Source organism: uncultured Shimia sp. (genome assembly GCF_947498095.1).
Taxonomy (GTDB): Bacteria; Pseudomonadota; Alphaproteobacteria; order Rhodobacterales; family Rhodobacteraceae; genus Shimia.
In genome coordinates this window covers 21,717-40,640 of sequence record NZ_CANMJE010000002.1, presented here as the reverse complement: position 1 = coordinate 40,640, position 18,924 = coordinate 21,717, and the positions used below count along the sequence as shown (strand labels likewise).

Sequence of the window (18,924 nt, the reverse complement as noted above, 5' to 3'; positions counted from 1 at the left end):
TCGAGAGCATTATCATCATAAGATCAGATCGGTCAGGCGTTGGCCCAAAGGTCTCAGGATCCGGATTTTTTCATTTCCTGGATCTGTTCCCAATTGTCCAAACACTGCTGTTCGGACACAGGACCAAGATCAACCTGCTTAAGATCGCGTCGTTTCTGATCGTACATAAATTCGGCGATTGCCGGGATCGCGCTGTGCAGTGTTTCCGGCCAATGCGGATTGTCCTCGGTCACCTTGTCGACAACTTGCGACTCGGGCACGCGGTCAAGTCGGGCCTGTTGCACGGCAGACATCAGTTCCGCTTGCAGTTTGCAGGTCTCTTCTTTCTCTCCGGCGGACGCAGGCGCGGTCCCCATCGTGACCACTGCGAACAGGGCGCTTGCGGTCAAACCGCGGATAAAATCAGAAACTGGCATGGTGACCCTTTCGAGTTGCGCTGGACATCCCGTGAAAATGTCAGCCCGCGGCCCGTGCTGCAACCCCCTGCATGGCGGTTTCCAGATCATGAACCAGTGTTTTGGCCATAGATCGGAACGCAAGGATCAAAAATGCGTTATCTCCGACGCGGGTGATCGACACCATTATGTGCATCAGCTGGGAACGCGCCGTGTGGCCACGTTTGAAGTTGGATTTGCGCAGATCAACCGGCACCAAACGAGCCAGCACGTCCTCGGCGCCTGCACCCTCCAGACGCACGGCGGCCCAGCCATCGGACTGATCAGTGATCGCGGCATGTTCCGCCAGCGCGGCAACTGGTTCTGGGCCGATCAGCAACGCCTGACCCTGACCGAACCAAACCGCCCGAGACCCTTCCTTGCCGGTTGCGCGATTGGCGGCAGGCAATGCCATCCCATGCGCGTCCTTCAAGGTTGCTGACACCGCTTTGTCCTGACCCTTGAAGGGCGCAATCGAGGTCATGCGGGTCATGTCCATTTCGCTTAGCGTCACATCGCCATGCGTCACCGGCAACAAGCCTGCGCAGGGAGATTTTGCAATCAGATCAGCCACGGACACGCCCTCCTTCGGGGTCAAAAAACACAGGGTCACTGACCACGCAGCGCGTGGTGATGCCACGCAGATGGTCTACCATCATGACCTCTTCACCGTGCCGCGCCCGGCCGTTTTTCAGGAACCCGAGCCCGAGATAACTCTCGAGCGTCGGTGAAAAGCCAACTGAGGTGGTATAGCCCTGTTCGTTTTCACGCTTGGGGTCTGCATCCAGCTCAAACAGATGCGCGCCGGCAGACAATTGTTTGACCACGCCAACGGGTTTCAACCCCACCAGTTGCTCGCGATCGTCTCCGGACAGGCCCGGTCTCTCGCTCTGGGTTTTGCCGATACAGTCTTTTTTGGCGCTGACCATTTTGCCAAAGCCGATGTCGAATGCATTGGTGCGCCCGTGGATTTCCGAGTGGGTGATATGCCCCTTTTCAATCCGCAGAACGTTCAGCGCCTCCATACCGTAGGCACCGCCGCCCATGGCTTCGGCGCGCGAGACCAACATGCGGTACAGGCTATCACCATAGCGCGATGGCACGGCGACCTCGTAGGCGTGCTCGCCAGAGAAGGAAATGCGGAACAAACGGCCTTTGGTGCCCTGAACCGACACCTCACCGCAGGCCATGAAGGGCCAGCTGTCATCGTCAATCTGCTCATCCAGCAAGCCATTTAGCAGCTCGCGAGACTTTGGACCGGCCACAGCGAATTGCGCCCATTGTTCCGTGACAGAAATCATCTGGACATCCAGATCGGGTCGCAGGCATTGGCGGACAAATTCCAGATGTCCCATCACCGCGCCTGCCGCTGCCGTCGTCGTGGTCATGACAAAGTGGCTTTCACCCAAGCGGGCGGTGGTGCCATCGTCCATCACGGTGCCATCTTCGCGCAGCATCAAGCCATAGCGCGTTTTGCCGACCTTCAGCGTTGAGAACATGTTGGTGTAGACGAAATCAAGGAACTCGCCGACGCCCGAACCCTGCAGGTCAATCTTGCCCAAGGTCGAGACATCACAGATCCCAACGGCGTTGCGCACCATATTGACCTCGCGGTCACAGGATTGCCGCCAAGTCGTCTCTCCGGGGGCCGGGTAATAGCTGGGTCGGTACCAGAGCCCGGCTTCGATCATCGGTGCGCCTGCGTCTACGCTGGCTTTGTGGCTGGTGACAAAGCGCTGCGGGGCAAAACCCGTGCCTTGCGCCCCGGCGCCCATCGCGGCAATCGAAACCGGCACATATGGTGGACGGAAGGTTGTGGTTCCGGTTTCGGGAATGCCCCGTCCGGTTGCATCAGCAAGCACGGCCAAGGCCGCCACGTTCGAGTTCTTGCCCTGATCCGGCGCCATGCCTTGTGTGGTGTAGCGCTTCATATGCTCAACCGAGCGGAAGTTCTCGGCGGCCGCAAGTTTCACGTCCTTGACCGTCACATCGTTCTGGAAGTCCAGCCAGGCTCGGCCTTTGCCCTCAACGGCCCAGAGCGCCTTGAGGCGATAGGGCGCGTCTTCGGCCTCGGGCAGGTCTGACTTGGTCGATTTGACGCCCAGATCGCCCAGCGCACTCTCAGCCGCGGCCATGCCTTGGGCCAGTGCCGCGTGAGTGGAGAACACGCCATTGCAGGCGCCGGCCGTGATCATGCCCGGAATGGTGCCTTCGGTTGGGACGAAGGACAGGATATCCTGATCCCACGTCGGGCGGCCATTCATGTGACAGGTCATGTGGACGCTTGGGTTCCAACCGCCCGACATCGCCAGACAGTCAGTGTGCAGCTTGTCCTCGCGGCCATCGGCAAAGCGGAAGGTCACGGCCTCGAGCGCCTTTCGGCCCTCGGTGTTGCACACTTCGGCCCCCTTGTGGACCTCGTAATCGTCACTGTCAGGCGCATCCTGACGGGTGTCGATCACCCCGGCCACATGCACGCCTGCCGCGACCAGATCACGTGCGGTGCGATGGGCATCGTCATTGTTGGCAAAAATCGTCACCTTTTGACCGGACGCTACGCCATAGCGGTTCAGATAGGTGCGCACCGCACTTGCGGTCATGATGCCGGGACGGTCGTTGTTGCGGAAGGCCACCGGGCGTTCGATGGCGCCTGCTGCCAATATCGAGCGCTTGGCGACAATGCGCCAAAAGCATTCCACCGGCTGACCACCGGGGGTGCTCAGATGTTGCGACACCCGCTCCAAAGCGCCAAATGTGCCCTGGTCATAGGCGCCGGTGACAGTGGTCCGTGTCATCAGGCGTACGTTGTCCATTGCCGCAAGTTCAGCGACGGTTGCAGCGGCCCAGCCCTGCCCGTCCACGCCGCCGATCTCATAGGTTTCGCCGTTCAGACGACCGCCCAAGATGCTGTCTTCGTCGCAGAGGATCACGTCGACCCCGGCGCGTCCCGCCGTCAGAGCTGCCATCAGGCCCGCAGGTCCGGCCCCGATCACCAGAAGATCGCAAAACGCATAGGCTTTCTCATAGGTGTCCGGGTTATGCTCACCGCTCAGCCCGCCAATGCCGGCAGCGCGTCGGATCACCGGCTCATAAAGCTTTTCCCAAAACGCCTTGGGCCACATAAACGTCTTGTAATAGAACCCGGCACTCAGGAACGGTGACGCCAGATCGTTGAGGCTGAGGATATCAAAGTTGAGCGAGGGCCAGCAATTCTGGGACCGGGTTTCCAACCCGCCATAGACCTCTTGCACGGTGGCGCGCACGTTTGGATCACTTTTTGCGCCGGAGCCAACCGTAATCAAGGCACCGGGATCTTCGCTGCCCGCGCCGATCACACCACGCGGGCGGTGATATTTGAACGAGCGCGCGACCAGCTTGACCTCTGCCGCCAATAGGGCCGAGGCCACCGTATCACCCTGAAACGCGTCTACCGCCTGACCGTCAAAGGTAAAACTCAACGGGGTTGATCGGTCGACCAGACCTTTGCCGTTTACCCTCATGACTGGGCCTCCTTCACAGCCGTCGCCAATTCCGTTTTCAACACCTCGTGGGTCACCGTGTTGCGTGTCACGACAAGCCAAGCGGAACAGCCACCGTCATGTTGCCAAAGGTCGCGGGTTACCCCGGCTGGGTTTTCGCGCAAGTAGACATAGGATTCCCACGCATCATCCCCGGCATCCGGGTCTGGTCGGTCGAGGGCCAAAGCATGGCCCTTGTAGACAAACTCGCGTCGATCCCGCTCACCGCAAATTGGACAGGTCAGTCTCATATCCGCTTCCTATTCCCCAAGCTTCCGGCAGGCACCGGGCTCCGCTTTCATCAACCGGTACTTAACCAATTGGCCCGGCACCTCAGCCAGGTCGATCTCACCGCTGCAGTCATCAGTCGGCCCCACCATCAGCCGGCTCGTCTCAATGGTCAGCGAGTCGCTGGTCTCTGAGGACACAAAGAAGTTGCCGCCGTCACACTCGACGGCACAGCCCGACCGTCCCTCGTAATCGAAGCACAACAAAAACTGATCCGTGGTTTTGCCGGCGATCCAGCTTCCGGCCACGTGGCCTTGATCGGCAAAGGTCACAAACATGTCTGCCAGAATGTTGTTGTGCCCATCATCATAAACGCGCAGCGAGATTTCATCGACGACCTGCGTTGGATGTTTGGCCAAATGCACGTCGCTATAGTCACGCTTGTAACATCCGACCGGAGGCCCTTCAGCAAAGGCCGTGGAGGCGCCGAGTACCAGCGCCAGCCCGCCCGCCAGATTTTTCCAAACTGAATAGCCCATCTCTTTACCCCTAATGCAGGTTGTGCTGAGAACCGGTGCCCTCTTCGTCCATAATGCCAACGCCGGTTCGGAACCGATCAAGGCGGTACTTCGATGCCACTTCGTGATGCGTGTCTGTCGCCATCAGATGCGCCATACACCACCCCGAGGCGGGCACCGCTTTGAAACCACCATAGTTCCAGCCGCAATCGATAAAGAGCCCGTCAATACCGTCCATTTTGTCGATGATCGGACTGCCGTCGGGTGTCATATCCATGATCCCACCCCACGATCGCAGCACCTTGGCCTTGCCGATCATGGGCATCAAAGTCATGCCGGCTTCCATGACATGCTCTTTCATCGGCAGATTGCCGCGCTGCGCGTATGAGGCATAGAAATCCAGATCGCCGCCAAAGACCAAGCCACCCTTGTCGGACTGGCTGATGTAAAAGTGGCCCATGCCAAAGCTGACAACGTGATCAATCACGGGCTTCAGCCCTTCGGTGACAAACGCCTGCAAGACATGACTTTCGATCGGCAGCTGGCGTCCGGCCATTGCCGCAACCTGCCCCGAGCGCCCGGCAACGATGATGCCGACCTTTTTGCCTTTGATCGGCCCGCGCGTGGTTTGAACGCCTTTCACCACACCGTTTTCAATATCGATGCCGGTGACTTCGCAGTTCTGGATCAGGTCCACACCGCGATCCGACGCGCCACGGGCATAGCCCCATGCCACAGCGTCATGCCGCGCGGTGCCGCCGCGCGGGTGATAGAGCCCGCCATAGATCGGAAAGCGAGTTTGTTCAAAATCGAGGTAGGGCAAATGCTTGCGCACACCTTCCCGGTCCAGCAGGATTGCGTCGTCTCCCTGATTGACCATCATGTTTCCGCGTCGGGCAAAGGCATCGCGCTGCCCGTCAGAATGGAACAGGTTTATGAGACCCCGTTGCGAGTGCATGACGTTGTAATTCAGGTCTTCTTCCATCCCTTCCCATAATTTCAGTGAATGGGAATAGAATTCCGAATTGCCCTGCAGGAAATAGTTGGCCCGCACGATGGTCGTGTTGCGCCCGATGTTGCCGCTGCCGATATATCCCTTTTCCAGCACCGCAACATTTGTGATGCCGTGGTTTTTGGCCAGGTAATAGGCGGTCGACAATCCGTGTCCGCCTCCACCGATGATGATGTAGTCATACTCTGCCTTGGGCTGGGCGTCGCGCCAATGCGCACTCCAGCCCTTGTTGCCCGAAAGCCCTTCGGTGAAAACCTTCCAACCCGAAAACCGCATCTTGCACTCCCATCAGACCGGGAACGATGAAACCCGTCTTACGAAGAAAGTGCAACTGACCATTGCGCGAAACTTGGCTGAAAGCGACAGGTTTTGTCGTAAAGGCTGGATGGCGAGTTAGATTACCCTGACGAGACGGATTGCCTCATTCGCAATCTGCACCAATAGTACTCAGGCATTTTCCATGAGGTTCGATCATGAAGCATTTTCTTTTCAGCACCGCCATCGCCAGTTTGCTCGCAACTTCTGCCATGGCTCAAGAGATCACAATCTTCACGGCGCAAAAGATCATAACCATGGAAGATACACAGCCCGAGGCAACCGCCGTGGCCGTCGACCTCGATGCCGGACGCATTGTTTCCGTGGGCTCATTGCACAGTCTTTCCGACTACGTTGACGACCAGCAGTCTAACATCGACCGCCAGTTTGACGACAAAATCCTCATGCCAGGGTTCATCGACCCGCACGTCCACCCCTCGCTGCCCGCAGTTCTCAGCCAGTTTCCCTTCCTCGCGCCAGACGACTGGTACCTGCCGACCGGAGACTTCCCGGGCGCCACGACGCACGAGGCCTATGTCGCCCGCCTGCAAGAGCTGGTCACCGACTATCAGACCAACAATACTGATCCGGCCATTCCCTTTATTGCCTGGGGCTACCACCAACTCTGGCACGGCGACGTCAAACGCCCGCTTCTGACCGAGTTGTTTCCCGACACCCCGGTCATTTTGTGGCACCGCTCATTCCACGAAGTCATCATGAATGACGCAGCCATCGAGCTTCTCGCGGTCACACAATCTGACGTCGAGAAATACGCCCATGAAACGAACTGGGAAGGCGGCCATTTCTGGGAAAACGGCGCCAAAATCCTGATTGGCAAGATGCCCTTCCTTTTTGCGCCGGAGCGGTACGCCAAGGGCATGGAGAACTTTTTGGAAATGATGCATCAGGGCGGCGTTACAACGGCCCTGGACATGGGTGTCGGCATCTTTGGCGACCCCGTGGGAGAAACCGCACTGATCCGACAGGTCGCAAACACACTGCAGCCGCCCGCGCGCATCATCCTTACGCCCATCATCACCGACTTCCTGGCGCGGGGCAAAACACCGGAAGAGGCGCTTGAGGAAATCCAGCAGTGGACCGCACTCAGCACCTCGCGCGTCCTGTTCGACAACCATTTCAAGCTGATGATGGACGGCGCAATCTTTTCCGGCCTCTCGCAATATGGCTTCCCCGGCTACAAGGACGGCCACGAAGGGCTCTGGATGGCCCCGCTTGAGGTCACCGAAGAATGGGGCCGGTTCTTCTGGAACGCAGGCTTCCAGCTGCACGCTCATACTAATGGCGACCTTTCTGCCAAAGAGCTGATCCGCATGGTGCGCAGCTATCAGGCAGAAACGCCCCGCTCGGACCACCGCACAGTGCTCGAACACTTTGCCTTTGCCCACGAGGATCAATTGCGCCAGATGGCCGCCCTAGGCATCGCCGTCTCGGCCAATCCCTATTACCAGTACATCCTCGCCGACATCTACGCCGAGCGCTGGCTGGGTGCCGACATTGCCCGCAACATGGTGCCTTTGGGGTCCGCCAAAGGGCAGGGTGTGGTCAGCGCCCTGCACTCCGATGCCCCGATGGCCCCTTTGCAACCTCTGGTGTTGGCAGAGACCGCAGTGATGCGCACTTCCATCAATGGCAACCAGAACAACCCGGCTGAGGCTCTCGACCGCCACGATGCTCTGCGCGGCATCACTATCGACGCGGCCTGGATCATCAATCGCGAAGATGACGTCGGATCGATCCGGGCGGGAAAAAAGGCTGATTTCGTGGTACTCGAAGCCGATCCCTACACAGTCGCCGCAGACCAGCTGGGCGAAATCGAAATCTGGGGTACAGTCTTCGAAGGACAGGTCTATCCGGTCAAGTGATCCAGCGTTGCCGCCTTACGTTCCTCCAAGCTCAGCACGCGAGGCGTCACGACCGGGCCGCCTGTGTCATCAAAAAACGGTGTCTTGCAGTCCCCGCGCAGCTTTGCGGCAAGGTTGCGTTTCATGATGTTCCAACCGGCCCTCAGGTAACCGTAGTTCTTGATCTCAGCGCCCGGCGTCGCACACTCACCTTTGTTAACGGCAATGACGGGCCCAAGATCATTCAGATCGCCACGTAGATTGGCTGTCGCAACGCCTGAAAATACCAGTTTTGGCGTCGCAAGCGTGTTGAACATGGGCGTATCGCAACACGCAGCATACCAGCGCATCAACCCATTCGGCGAAAGCCGCAGACACGCGAGGTGATCTTGGCCTTGTGTGATGTCGATATGTGACGGCACGGTTTGAAAAATCTCCGTACCGCCGCGATCATTCAGGGCAAAGTCAGCACCGAGGGCACGCGCGCCCGCCTGGCAATCCTTACAATAACACATGACGCGTGATCCCACCTTGGGCGAGACATCACGCAGCACCCCCGAAAGGGTGCCGCATTTACATGCAAAGGAAAGTGTTGTCACGAGTCAGAGACCCTTGGCGCGATAGCTTGCGGCAACCTTGTCTATCGCCACGAGGTAGGCCGCCATGCGCAGATCGGGGACATCGCCGCGCTCATGCCAGACATCGCGCATCGACTGATAGGCAATCCGCATGGTGTCATCGAGACCAGAACGCACCAGCTCTAGTTCATCTGCACCGCGCAGATACTTTTGCTTGAAGCTTTCGGTGATGGTGTACTTGTTGCCCATCGAGTCCGAAATTCTCTGCAACTCGTCCACCACCAATTGGTGACGCGACTCTTCCTGACGACGCTGCATGCGGCCAAATCGGATATGGCTGAGGTTTTTGACCCATTCAAAGTAGGACACCGTCACACCACCGGCGTTGGCATACATGTCCGGAATAATGACAGTCCCCTTCTCGCGCAGGATATCGTCCGCGCCTGCCGTGATCGGACCGTTCGCAGCTTCGATAATCAGAGGCGCTTTGACCTTTGCGGCATTGGTCAGGTTAATCACCCCTTCCAGCGCGGCCGGGATTAGAATGTCACAGTCTTGCTCGAGCAGAACCGAGCCATCTTTAGAATAGGTTGCATCCGGGAAGCCGGTGACCCCACCGTTTTTGCCAATCCATGCGCGCACGGCGTCAACGTCCAGCCCGTTTTCGTTAAACAAGCCGCCATCCCATTCGATGATACCGGTGATCCGCGCGCCATCTTCCTGGCTGAGGAACTTGGCAGCATGGTACCCCACGTTGCCCAAGCCCTGCACAATCACGCGTTTGCCATCCAGCGAGCCGGTGAGGCCCGCTTTTTCCATGTCGCGTGGATCGCGGAAGAACTCGCGCAGAGCATATTGTACCCCGCGCCCGGTCGCCTCAACACGGCCCGAGATTCCACCCGCGTTCAGCGGTTTGCCGGTGACGCAAGCCACGGCGTTGATATCGGTTGTGTTCATGCGTGCATATTGATCGGCAATCCAGGCCATCTCACGCTCGCCTGTGCCCATATCGGGTGCGGGTACGTTCTGTGAGGGGTGGATCAAGTCTCGTTTGGCCAGCTCATAGGCAAAGCGGCGTGTGATCCGTTCAAGTTCATGATCTTCGTACTGGCGAGGATCGATGCGCAGGCCGCCCTTGGAGCCACCAAACGGCGCCTCGACTAGGGCGCACTTATACGTCATCAGCGCCGCAAGGGCTTCGACCTCGTCCTGGTTCACGCCCATTGCAAAGCGAATTCCCCCCTTAACCGGCTCTTTGTGCTCTGAGTGCACCGACCGGTATCCCGTAAAGGTCTGGATCTGACCCCGCAGCCGCACACCAAAGCGCACCGTATAGGTCGCATTACACACGCGGATCTTCTCTTCGAGCCCGGGTGGCAGATCCATCAGCGCCACGGCGCGGTTGAACATCAGGTCAACACTTTCTCTGAAACTCGGCTCATTGGGGACGTTCATGCCATTCCTCCCGACACGTTATTTGCGACTCAAGGCCGCAGGTCTGAATTCTCGCAGCCTATGCCGGAATACTTGCGTCTGGCGAGAGGAATCATGACGCCATCGCCTGTATTTTGGGCAGTTAACAAATTGGAAACAATTCTGGCATCTTTATGATAATGTCTCTTTAAGCCACTGAAATGAAGCAATTTTTCCATTTTTTTTGCGAAGTTCGCCCAAGTTTTGCCGCATTCCGGTGGCACAAAGACTGCGGTGCATTGGGTATCGCGATCGGTGATTCTCGGCTTGGCGCCAGGTAATAAGGTGAAAAATCATGCCTCTGTTTGACAGGTCTCTGACAGAAAAAACGAACCCGTTTTCCCGGATGCGTGGCAAGAAATGGCTTCGGCAGTTTGCGAACGACGAAGACGGCGCAATTGTCGGCTTTGCGATTTTTCTTTTTCTGATTATTCTTATGGTGGGTGGCATTGGCATCGACATAATGCAATCTGAGATGAAGCGCACTCGGCTTCAGCACACGATTGACAGATCGATACTTGCAGCTGCAGACTTGGATCAGGAACGACAGCCAAGTGATGTTGTTCAGGATTACTTCTCAAAGTCTGGCGTATCCGACTACCTTTCTTCTGTTACTGTGACGGAGAGTCAGCATTCCCGGCTCGTTGAGGCGAGAGCGGATTACACCATGAAGACTGATTTCATGAAGCTTGTTGGCATAGACAAATTGGAACTTGCGGCCTCCGGCGCAGCCGAGGAAAGTATTGGTGCCGTCGAGATATCCTTGGTGTTAGACGTCTCCGGTTCCATGCGCAACAATCAACGTCTGGATAACTTGAAAATCGCCGCAAAAGACTTCGTTAGTGAACTTTTGCAAGGGAGTGATCCGGGTACAATTTCGATTTCCATAATTCCCTACGCCACCCAAGTGAATGCAGGGGAAGACCTGTTGAAATATTACAATGTGTCCAGCGAACATAATTACTCGCATTGCGTGAACTTCGTCGCCGACGAGTTCAGCAAACCGAATCTCTCCACAACTTGGCCACTGGAAAGAACAGCGCATTTTGACCCTTTTAGCTATAGCGAGGGAGAAATCACAATCCCTGTGTGCCCCGTGCGCGCATCAACTGCCATTTTGCCGTTCCAGGACGATATCTCAGCTTTACACGCATATATTGAAGGAATGACTGCCCAAGGTAACACCTCAATTGATCTTGGAGTGAAATGGGGGGCTGTGATGCTCGACCCTGGCACACGCACAGTGATCACCGAGTTGATTGGGGAAAACTTGGTAAGCTCGAGTTTCGCTGACCGCCCTGTCGACTACTCCAATGATCGTGTCCTCAAGATCGCCATCGTGATGTCTGACGGATACAATACGGATCAATACATGCTGAACCCATCACTCCGCGAAGGGTATTCGGACGTCTGGTATAATGCCGAACGAGGAAATTACTCCGTTTTTCACTCTAATGGAACACCGATGTACTATTGGACTCATGATGACACATGGAATGACCATCCATATGGAAACGGAACTGAAAAGGTTTGCTCCACGGATTCCAACGGTATTGAAAACTGCAATACCGAAGACGAACCTGGAGAGGCTATTCGGCTTACCTACCAAGAATTGTTTGACAGAGCCTCGTTAGCTTGGATTGCCGAATACATTTACGAGTTTTCATCCAGCGCTTGGGCAGATTGGTACACGTCTGCCTTCGCAAAAAAAGAAACTGCGGCCAAAAACCAACAAACCAAGCACATCTGTGACGCAATCAAGGACGAAGGCGTCTTCGTTTACACAATTGGTTTTGAGGCACCTAGAAAAGGGCAGGCCGTTCTAGAAGATTGTGCGAGCACTCCGAACCATTTTTTTGAAGCTGACGGCGCCGAGATTGGTGATGCGTTCAGCGCCATCGCGGTTTCAATTCGCCAACTGAAACTGATCCAATGAAAAAGCAAACTCCAAATTTAATAAAGCGCTTCAAGCGTTCTGAAAGTGGTAATGCTTCAATCGAGTTTGTAATCATTTTCCCAGTGTTTTTCTTTATAATGCTGTCGGCTGTGGAGCTCGGAATGTACACGGTAAAGTCCGCCTTGCTGGAGCGAGCGCTGGACGTCGTGGTTCGTGACCTGCGACTAACAACGGGTACCCCGCCGACACACTCGGGGCTTAAGACACAAATCTGCGCCGAAACTAAAGTTGTGCCTGATTGTGTAAACAACCTAGCTATTGAACTATACAATATTGATCCAAGAGCTTGGTATGATCTGCCCGAGGGTGTTATCTGCACCAACCGATCTGAAGAAGTCGACCCCGTCACGACTTTTCACAATGGAATGGACAATGATCTGATGATTATTCAGGTATGCGTCAAGTACACTCCTATTTTCGACAATTTTGGACTCAGTGCGTTTTTGGAGCACGACACGGCTGGGGACACTGCGATTGTTGCCCGCTCCGCTTTTGTTCAGGAGCCGACATAACATGATACAGATCATACGTTCAGTTTTGAAAACTGCTCGCAGATTTTCCAAGGAAACGGACGGAACCGTTTCAGTTGAGGCAGTCATTGTATTGCCGATGCTCCTTTGGGCTTTCATCGCAATGTGGGTATTCTTTGACGCCTATAAGACACGTTCAGAAACAGAGAAAGCCGCCTTTGTCGTTTCAGACATGCTTGCACGTGAAACTGGGGCCATCAACGAAACCTTCATGGTAAGCGCAAAGAATCTCTTTGATATTTTGGCAGACTCCGACTCGGAATCCGGCCTGCGTACTTCGGTTATTTCCTATCGAGGAAAACGCGACATATACGTGCTGGAATGGAGCAACGCCCAAGGAAATATCAGTGCACTTTCATCTTCTTCAATCGCAGAAATCGCAACTGACCTTCCTGAAATGGTTGATGGGGAAACTCTAATTCTGGTTGAGACGATATCAACCTATGAACCCAGCTTGAACGTCGGACTAGGTGACTTGACGATGAAAACATTCATTTTTGCGCGTCCCCGTTTTGCCCCCCAACTAGTCTGGGAGCGAGGCTTAGGCAACATCTAGAAATTTCGCTCTGCGATCATTGCCTCAAGGATCTGGGCCATGAACTTGGTCTGAGACCCGGGTGTGACCCCACCAATACCAACGCGTTTACCAAACGCCCACCAGAGGCCGGGCTGCCATGCTCGGCTTCTGTTTTCGTTAAGGACCATGACAAAGCCATTTGAAGGCTTCATGGCGAACATGCCGCGGCTGATGTGATCAATTTTGTCTATCGTGGTCAACACCTGCCCATCGTCAAGCCGCACGCATTCCGAAGTGAGTTCGACAACACGCTCGGTCGCGCGGCGGGTTTTCTCGGCCATATAGAGCGCCGCCAACCCGATGATGATCAAGAACGCCTGCCAAGCCAGATTGTCCGGGGGAATGGACAGCGCAATATAGAGCAGCAACGCACCCAAAAGCCCCATCATGCCCACGCCCAGCCATCGGCGCGGCACCGAGGCGCTTACGGTTGCCAGAACCTCTTGTGTCATGTCGTTTCCCCTCTTTGCGCCCTGCCCTACCCCAGCCCGGACAAGGAGGGCAAGGCTTGATCTGACGCAGCGATGGGACATGTTCTTGACCAAAGGCAAAGACAGCCCTTGGAAATCCGAATAGTTAGTATGGCGTCAAAACCAGTGAGGCCTACCATGAACGTCTTTCGTCAAGCTTTGATCCTGCTTGGAGTTCTTTTGATCGCGACCTTGTTTGTCGTCATGACGCCCTTGGGTGAAAAAGCTCCCCAAGCCGATACCACAGTCGCGGTTGAGACCAATAACTAACTGAACTCAAACGACTCAATACGGCATAGGGTGCGCGCGATGCGCATCATCAATCTCGGCCAAAACCTCGTCACTCAGGCGCACATCCACACCTTTTAGGATGTGTTCCAACTGATCCTGTCGTGTGGCGCCAAAGATGGAGGCGCAGATGAACGGGCGTTGGAGGGTAAAGGCCATCGCCATTTGCACCGGGTCCAAGCCGTGCCGTTGGGCAATCGCCAAGTAGGCGTCAACCGCATCAAAAACGCGGGGCGTCTTGCGCCCTCCCAAATTGTCGACAATCGACATGCGTGACCCGTCGGGAACCCGGCCATGTTGATACTTGCCACTTAATAGGCCCGTGGCCAGCGGTGAGAAGGCCAACAGCCGGACATCTTCATTGATGCTGAGTTCGGCAAGGTCGGTGTCATACATCCGGCATAACAGGGAATACTCGTTCTGGATTGTCGCCATGCGCGGCAGACCCAATTCATCCGAGATCCGCAACCATTGCGCGGTGCCCCAAGCGCTTTCGTTCGACAATCCAATCGCCCGAATACGGCCCTTTTCCACCTCGCGCTGCAGCGCGCCCAGCGCATCCTCGATATGGGACAGCGTGTCGGCGCGGTTCTGTCCCGAGGGATCAAAACGCCAGTTTTGGCGGAACATGTAAGAGCCACGATTGGGCCAATGCAGCTGATAGAGGTCGATATAGTCGGTTTGCAGCCGCCGCAGAGAGCCTTCTACCGCTTCTGGAATGGTCGCGGAGGAAATCGGCGCGCCGTTACGGGCGCCCATAAAGCCTTCGCCGGAATGTTTGGTGGCCATGACCACCTCGGCCCGCCGGCCGGACTTGGCAAACCAATTGCCGATAATTTCCTCGGTCCGCCCAACGTTTTCGTGTTTCAGCGGGTTCACCGGATACATTTCTGCGGCATCAACGAAATTGATTCCGCCGTCCAGTGCGGTGTCGATCTGGACATGGGCATCAGCCTCGGGGGTTTGGGTGCCAAAGGTCATGGTGCCAAGACAAAACTCGGAGACCTCAATACCAGTGCAGCCAAGGGGGTTCATTTTCATCTGCGCGTTCCTGTTTCTGCGGGCCATTACCCTGAGTGGTTTTGCCCGCCGGAACAAGAGAAAAACAGGCGCTCAGGCCGAGATTTGAGATTGAGAACAAAAAGAGAACATGCCAATATGTCCCGATGACACATCACCTCTTGGATCGCGCACCGTGGCGGGACCGGCCGCAACATCAGCTCGCCCCCGGCCTGACCCTGCCCCGCGCCCGCCTGCACGAAGCTTGCGGGCAGGCGCGGACCACCTTTGCCATGTGGCTGGCGGCACAAACCGAAGGGCCGATCTTTTGGATCGCGCCATCTTGGGCACCACACCGATTACACCCGGACGGCATAGTTGGGTTCACCAACCCGGCGCGGTTTATCTTTGTGTCCCCCCTACGCCCCGAGGATGTGCTGTGGAGCATGGAAGAGGTGCTGCGTGCCGGATTGGTGTCGCTGGTGGTGGCCGATATTCCCGGCCCTCCGGGATTGACCGCTGTGCGGCGCATGCATCTGGCTGCGGAAACCGGCGCCACCGAGGGCAAGGTCACGCCGACGGGCCTGTTGCTCACCCCCGGTCAAGGGGGCGCGCCGGGCATTGAGACCCGCTGGCGGATGGAGCCGGATCACGGAAAAGACCGCACCCGCTGGCACCTGACCCGCCTGCGCGCCCGCACGGCACCAATGCAAGACTGGTATGTGACGGGGTTGCCCGGCAAGGCACAGGTGACCTCGGAAACCGCCGCAAAGGTACCGGCCTGACCCAATCCGTTTGCAAGCGGCTTCCAAGCGGTTTGCAAACCGCTTGCCCAAGGCGTTTTGAAACGCCTTGGGGCACACAGAAATCGGGACAAACCCCCAAAAACGACATGGGTCTGTCGAATACCCGCTTGCCGTTACCTGTTCCGCGGGGGAAGGTCGGCGATTATGCGTATGCTGATTTCCTTCTCTGCCCTGTTCCTGTCGGTCGCCCTGATGCAGCTTGCCACCGGAGGCGTGGGGCCGCTGGATGTCTTGTCCGGGATCACCCTTGGGTTCAGCACCGCGCAGATCGGTCTTTTGGGATCGGCGCATTTCCTGGGTTTCTTTATCGGTTGCTGGTGGGCGCCGCGTCTGATGGGCAGCGTTGGCCATTCGCGGGCCTTTGCGGCCTTTACCGCCACAGGTGCGATCAGCCTGATCGCACACTTCCTGTGGATTGATCCTTGGGGCTGGGCAATCATGCGGATTGCCTCCGGTCTTTGCGTGGCGGGCTGCTACACAGTGGTCGAAGCCTGGTTACAGGCCAAGGTCACCAACGAGACTCGCGGACGCGCCATGGGCACCTACCGGATCGTGGATATGGGCGGATCGCTCTGCGCGCAGATGGTGATCAGCGTGCTCGAGCCTGCCTCATACGTCTCATACAACCTGTTGGCCATCATCTGTTGTGCCGCGCTTCTGCCACTGACGCTGTCAAAATCCGCGCAGCCCGAAACCCCGGACGCCCCAAGACTGCGGCCTATGCTGGCTGTGGCAAGCTCTCCGCTTGCCGCCGCCGGGGTTGTTGTCGCCGCGCTGAGCTCTGCCAGTTTCCGCATGGTTGGCCCTGTTTATGGCGCCGAAGTCGGGCTGGCGGTCGAGCAGATCGCCTGGTTCCTCGCGGCCTTTGTCTTGGGCGGCGCGCTGGCGCAATATCCGGTGGGCTGGCTGGCGGACAAGTTTGACCGCCGCTGGGTGCTGATCTGGTTGTCTGCAGCGGCTGTTCTGTCCTGTTTCGTGACGATCTTTCTGGGCCCGTCGAGTACAACGATTATCATGTTGAATGCCGGTCTGTTCGGTCTTACCGCCTTTCCGATCTATTCGGTGGCCGCCGCCCATGCCAACGACTTTGCCACCTCAGAGGAACGGGTCGAACTGGCCGCCGCCTTGATGTTCTTTTATGCCCTCGGCGCGATTGCGGCGCCCCTTGTGGCGTCGAGCCTGATTGACTGGTTTGGACCAGCCGCCCTGTTCATGATGATCGCAGTGGGGCATGCGATCCTGATCGCATTTGGTCTTAGCCGGATGCGGGTGCGGGATTCAGGCGGCAACCGTACGCGCTATGTCTATGCGCCGCGCACCTCGTTCACCATTGGCCGCCTGATGGGACGCCAGCGCGAAAAGCGCGCTCCCGAGGGGGAAGACGGCGCTTAACCCACTGGCACTGCGCGCAGCTTTGGGCTAGACGAAGCGCAACACGAGACCAGAGGACGTTTTCATGGCGCGCCACCTAATCACTTCGGCCATTCCCTATATCAATGGCATCAAGCATTTGGGCAATCTTGTGGGCAGCCAGTTGCCCGCCGATCTGTTCGCCCGCTACCAGCGCGCCCGCGGCAACGAGGTGCTGTTCCTGTGCTCGACAGATGAACATGGCACCCCGGCCGAACTCGCCGCTGCCAAGGCGGACAAACCGGTGGCAGACTATTGCGCCGAGATGTGGGCTGTGCAGGCAAAGATCGCCGAGGGGTTCCGGTTGTCGTTTGACCACTTTGGCCGCTCCTCGAGCCCGGAAAACCACAAGCTGACACAGCATTTCGCAGGCCGTCTGGATGACGCCGGACTGATCCGCGAAGTCAGCGAAAAGCAGATGTTTTCTAACGCCGATGGGCGTTTTTTGCCGGATCGCTATATCGAGGGCACCTGCCCCAACTGCGGCTTTGAAGATGCGCGCGGCGACCAATGTGACAACTGCACCAAACAGCTGGATCCAACGGACCTGATCAATCCACGTTCCACGATCTCCGGCTCGACCGATCTGGAAGAGCGTGAAACCAAACACCTGTTTCTGTGTCAAAGCCAGATGCGCGAGAAGCTGCAGGCGTGGATTGATAGCAAGACGGATTGGCCCATCCTGACGACCTCGATCGCCAACAAATGGTTGAACGATGGCGATGGGCTTCAAGACCGTGGCATCACCCGTGACCTCGACTGGGGCGTGCCGGTCATGAAGGGCGACGATGTCTGGCCCGGCATGGAAGGCAAAGTGTTCTACGTCTGGTTCGATGCGCCTATCGAATACATCGCGTGCAGTCAGGAATGGGTCGGCGCGGGAAAAGGCACCGATTGGGAGCGCTGGTGGCGCACCGACAAAGGCGCCGACGACGTGACCTATACCCAGTTCATGGGCAAGGATAATGTGCCGTTCCACACGCTGTCTTTCCCGTCGACCATTCTGGGCTCGGGAGAGCCGTGGAAGCTGGTGGACTACATCAAGTCGTTTAATTACCTGAACTATGACGGCGGCCAGTTCTCGACCTCGCGCGGACGCGGTGTATTCATGGATCAGGCGCTGGAAATCCTGCCAGCGGACTATTGGCGTTGGTGGCTTCTTTCCCATGCGCCGGAGAGCAGCGACAGCGAGTTCACATGGGAAAACTTCCAACAATCGGTGAACAAAGACCTTGCCGACGTGTTGGGCAATTTTGTGAGCCGCGTGACCAAGTTCTGCCGCTCGAAGTTCGGTGAAGAAGTGCCCTCAGGCGGGGTTTGCGGCGAAAACGAAAACGCCCTGATTGCAGAACTCACCACCCGTATCCGCGCCTATGAAGACCATATGGCCGCAATGGAGGTCCGCAAGTCGGCGCAAGAGCTGCGGGCGATCTGGGTGGCGGGCAATGAATACCTGCAAAACGCTGCCCCTTGGTCGACCTTCAAGGAAGATCCAGAAACAGCGGCCATGCAAATCCGTCTCGCGCTGAACCTGATCCGGCTTTATGCAGTTTTATCCTCGCCGTTCATTCCAGACGCCAAAGACGCGCTGATGGCAGCCATGCAAACGACGGATGAGAGCTGGCCAGACGATGTGCCTGCCGCATTGGAAGCGCTGGCGCCGGGCCATGCCTTTACAGTACCGGATGTGACCTTCCGCAAAATCACGGATGAGGAACGCGAAGACTGGCAGGCGCGTTTCGCCGGAACGCGAGACTGATCCACCAATCCAATTGCAAAAAGAAAAGGGGCCTCTCTCGAAGGCCCCTTTTCCGTTCCCGCACGTTAAATGCAGCCTATGCGTCCCCAGCACGCCGCCACCTGATCTGATCAGACCCGGGCCGACTGCATCGACGTTTGGGATCAACTGTTGATCCTCAAATGAGGGCGCAGGCCGGCCAGCACATGTG

18 protein-coding genes are annotated in these 18,924 nt (G+C 57.0%); 8 read left to right on the top strand and 10 right to left on the bottom strand.

Annotation, left to right across the window (positions count from 1 at the left end):
* Positions 1–53 precede the first annotated feature (53 nt).
* Genes Q0932_RS03395 through Q0932_RS03370 form a run of 6 tightly spaced genes read right to left on the bottom strand, consistent with a single transcriptional unit; the run spans position 54 to position 5,986 of the window.
* On the bottom strand, positions 54–416 hold the full coding sequence (locus Q0932_RS03395; RefSeq protein WP_299349734.1) for a hypothetical protein: 363 nt from the start codon (positions 414–416) through the stop codon (positions 54–56).
* A 40-nt stretch (positions 417–456) separates the two neighbouring features.
* Positions 457–1,008 carry a sarcosine oxidase subunit gamma gene (locus tag Q0932_RS03390; RefSeq protein ID WP_299349733.1) on the bottom strand — a complete coding sequence of 184 codons (552 nt, stop codon included), beginning with the start codon at positions 1,006–1,008 and terminating at the stop codon, positions 457–459.
* Positions 1,001–3,934, bottom strand: a complete 2,934-nt coding sequence (locus Q0932_RS03385; RefSeq protein ID WP_299349732.1) for a sarcosine oxidase subunit alpha family protein — start codon at positions 3,932–3,934, stop codon at positions 1,001–1,003. The genes Q0932_RS03390 and Q0932_RS03385 overlap by 8 nt, the downstream gene beginning before the upstream one ends.
* Positions 3,931–4,203 carry a sarcosine oxidase subunit delta gene (locus tag Q0932_RS03380; protein ID WP_299349731.1) on the bottom strand — a complete coding sequence of 91 codons (273 nt, stop codon included), beginning with the start codon at positions 4,201–4,203 and terminating at the stop codon, positions 3,931–3,933. Before Q0932_RS03380 ends, Q0932_RS03385 begins: the two co-directional genes overlap by 4 nt.
* A gap of 9 nt (positions 4,204–4,212) precedes the next feature.
* Positions 4,213–4,719 (bottom strand): hypothetical protein, encoded by a 507-nt coding sequence (locus Q0932_RS03375; RefSeq protein WP_299349730.1) that lies wholly within the window; start codon positions 4,717–4,719, stop codon positions 4,213–4,215.
* Positions 4,720–4,729: 10 nt separating this feature from the next.
* Positions 4,730–5,986: a sarcosine oxidase subunit beta family protein gene (locus Q0932_RS03370; protein WP_299349728.1), complete on the bottom strand. Its 1,257-nt coding sequence runs from the start codon at positions 5,984–5,986 to the stop codon at positions 4,730–4,732.
* A gap of 197 nt (positions 5,987–6,183) precedes the next feature.
* Between Q0932_RS03370 and Q0932_RS03365 the strand changes: the two genes are divergently transcribed.
* The gene (locus Q0932_RS03365) at positions 6,184–7,908 is read left to right on the top strand and encodes an amidohydrolase family protein (RefSeq protein ID WP_299349726.1); all 1,725 of its coding nucleotides are present in this window, start codon (positions 6,184–6,186) and stop codon (positions 7,906–7,908) included.
* Here the strand turns inward: Q0932_RS03365 and Q0932_RS03360 are convergent.
* On the bottom strand, positions 7,893–8,486 hold the full coding sequence (locus tag Q0932_RS03360; RefSeq protein WP_299349724.1) for a DUF6151 family protein: 594 nt from the start codon (positions 8,484–8,486) through the stop codon (positions 7,893–7,895). The genes Q0932_RS03365 and Q0932_RS03360 overlap by 16 nt on opposite strands.
* Positions 8,487–8,489: 3 nt before the next feature.
* On the bottom strand, positions 8,490–9,920 hold the full coding sequence (locus tag Q0932_RS03355; protein ID WP_299349723.1) for a Glu/Leu/Phe/Val dehydrogenase: 1,431 nt from the start codon (positions 9,918–9,920) through the stop codon (positions 8,490–8,492).
* 313 nt (positions 9,921–10,233) lie between these two features.
* On the opposite strand from Q0932_RS03355, the gene Q0932_RS03350 reads away from it, so the two are divergent.
* From Q0932_RS03350 to Q0932_RS03340, 3 genes are read left to right on the top strand one after another with little or no spacing between them, the layout of a single operon-like run.
* Positions 10,234–11,874 (top strand): pilus assembly protein TadG-related protein, encoded by a 1,641-nt coding sequence (locus Q0932_RS03350; protein ID WP_299349721.1) that lies wholly within the window; start codon positions 10,234–10,236, stop codon positions 11,872–11,874.
* The gene (locus tag Q0932_RS03345; RefSeq protein WP_299349719.1) at positions 11,871–12,407 is read left to right on the top strand and encodes a TadE/TadG family type IV pilus assembly protein; all 537 of its coding nucleotides are present in this window, start codon (positions 11,871–11,873) and stop codon (positions 12,405–12,407) included. The genes Q0932_RS03350 and Q0932_RS03345 overlap by 4 nt, the downstream gene beginning before the upstream one ends.
* Position 12,408: 1 nt before the next feature.
* Positions 12,409–12,981 carry a pilus assembly protein gene (locus Q0932_RS03340; protein ID WP_299349718.1) on the top strand — a complete coding sequence of 191 codons (573 nt, stop codon included), beginning with the start codon at positions 12,409–12,411 and terminating at the stop codon, positions 12,979–12,981.
* Here Q0932_RS03340 and Q0932_RS03335 read toward each other — a convergent pair.
* Positions 12,978–13,454 (bottom strand): hypothetical protein, encoded by a 477-nt coding sequence (locus Q0932_RS03335; RefSeq protein ID WP_299349716.1) that lies wholly within the window; start codon positions 13,452–13,454, stop codon positions 12,978–12,980. The two genes, Q0932_RS03340 and Q0932_RS03335, sit on opposite strands and share 4 nt — an antisense overlap.
* 156 nt (positions 13,455–13,610) lie before the next feature.
* On the opposite strand from Q0932_RS03335, the gene Q0932_RS03330 reads away from it, so the two are divergent.
* Complete coding sequence (locus Q0932_RS03330) at positions 13,611–13,742, top strand: hypothetical protein (RefSeq protein ID WP_299349714.1); 132 nt, start codon at positions 13,611–13,613, stop codon at positions 13,740–13,742.
* A gap of 15 nt (positions 13,743–13,757) precedes the next feature.
* Here Q0932_RS03330 and Q0932_RS03325 read toward each other — a convergent pair whose 3' ends face one another.
* Positions 13,758–14,801: an aldo/keto reductase gene (locus Q0932_RS03325; protein WP_299349713.1), complete on the bottom strand. Its 1,044-nt coding sequence runs from the start codon at positions 14,799–14,801 to the stop codon at positions 13,758–13,760.
* Between the two features lie 125 nt (positions 14,802–14,926).
* Here Q0932_RS03325 and Q0932_RS03320 point away from each other — a divergent pair, with 125 nt between their 5' ends.
* The 3 genes from Q0932_RS03320 to metG all read left to right on the top strand — a co-directional run bounded on the left by Q0932_RS03320 (position 14,927) and on the right by metG (position 18,734).
* Positions 14,927–15,544, top strand: a complete 618-nt coding sequence (locus Q0932_RS03320) for a hypothetical protein (protein WP_299349711.1) — start codon at positions 14,927–14,929, stop codon at positions 15,542–15,544.
* Positions 15,545–15,709: 165 nt separating this feature from the next.
* Positions 15,710–16,957, top strand: coding sequence for an MFS transporter (locus Q0932_RS03315; RefSeq protein WP_299349709.1), 1,248 nt, complete (start codon positions 15,710–15,712; stop codon positions 16,955–16,957).
* 64 nt (positions 16,958–17,021) lie between these two features.
* Positions 17,022–18,734, top strand: coding sequence for a methionine--tRNA ligase (metG, locus tag Q0932_RS03310; RefSeq protein ID WP_299349707.1), 1,713 nt, complete (start codon positions 17,022–17,024; stop codon positions 18,732–18,734).
* The last annotated feature ends 190 nt before the right edge of the window (positions 18,735–18,924 follow it).

Excerpts from the sequence above, each read along its gene's own strand:
- Q0932_RS03395 (WP_299349734.1), bottom strand. The coding sequence starts at position 416 with ATGCCAGTTTCTGATTTTATCCGCGGTTTGACCGCAAGCGCCCTGTTC.
- Q0932_RS03385 (WP_299349732.1), bottom strand. The coding sequence starts at position 3,934 with ATGAGGGTAAACGGCAAAGGTCTGGTCGACCGATCAACCCCGTTGAGT.
- Q0932_RS03380 (WP_299349731.1), bottom strand. The coding sequence starts at position 4,203 with ATGAGACTGACCTGTCCAATTTGCGGTGAGCGGGATCGACGCGAGTTT.
- Q0932_RS03375 (WP_299349730.1), bottom strand. The coding sequence starts at position 4,719 with ATGGGCTATTCAGTTTGGAAAAATCTGGCGGGCGGGCTGGCGCTGGTA.
- Q0932_RS03370 (WP_299349728.1), bottom strand. The coding sequence starts at position 5,986 with ATGCGGTTTTCGGGTTGGAAGGTTTTCACCGAAGGGCTTTCGGGCAAC.
- Q0932_RS03365 (WP_299349726.1), top strand. The coding sequence starts at position 6,184 with ATGAAGCATTTTCTTTTCAGCACCGCCATCGCCAGTTTGCTCGCAACT.
- Q0932_RS03355 (WP_299349723.1), bottom strand. The coding sequence starts at position 9,920 with ATGAACGTCCCCAATGAGCCGAGTTTCAGAGAAAGTGTTGACCTGATG.
- Q0932_RS03350 (WP_299349721.1), top strand. The coding sequence starts at position 10,234 with ATGCCTCTGTTTGACAGGTCTCTGACAGAAAAAACGAACCCGTTTTCC.
- Q0932_RS03345 (WP_299349719.1), top strand. The coding sequence starts at position 11,871 with ATGAAAAAGCAAACTCCAAATTTAATAAAGCGCTTCAAGCGTTCTGAA.
- Q0932_RS03340 (WP_299349718.1), top strand. The coding sequence starts at position 12,409 with ATGATACAGATCATACGTTCAGTTTTGAAAACTGCTCGCAGATTTTCC.
- Q0932_RS03335 (WP_299349716.1), bottom strand. The coding sequence starts at position 13,454 with ATGACACAAGAGGTTCTGGCAACCGTAAGCGCCTCGGTGCCGCGCCGA.
- Q0932_RS03330 (WP_299349714.1), top strand. The coding sequence starts at position 13,611 with ATGAACGTCTTTCGTCAAGCTTTGATCCTGCTTGGAGTTCTTTTGATC.
- Q0932_RS03325 (WP_299349713.1), bottom strand. The coding sequence starts at position 14,801 with ATGAAAATGAACCCCCTTGGCTGCACTGGTATTGAGGTCTCCGAGTTT.
- Q0932_RS03320 (WP_299349711.1), top strand. The coding sequence starts at position 14,927 with ATGACACATCACCTCTTGGATCGCGCACCGTGGCGGGACCGGCCGCAA.
- Q0932_RS03315 (WP_299349709.1), top strand. The coding sequence starts at position 15,710 with ATGCGTATGCTGATTTCCTTCTCTGCCCTGTTCCTGTCGGTCGCCCTG.
- metG (WP_299349707.1), top strand. The coding sequence starts at position 17,022 with ATGGCGCGCCACCTAATCACTTCGGCCATTCCCTATATCAATGGCATC.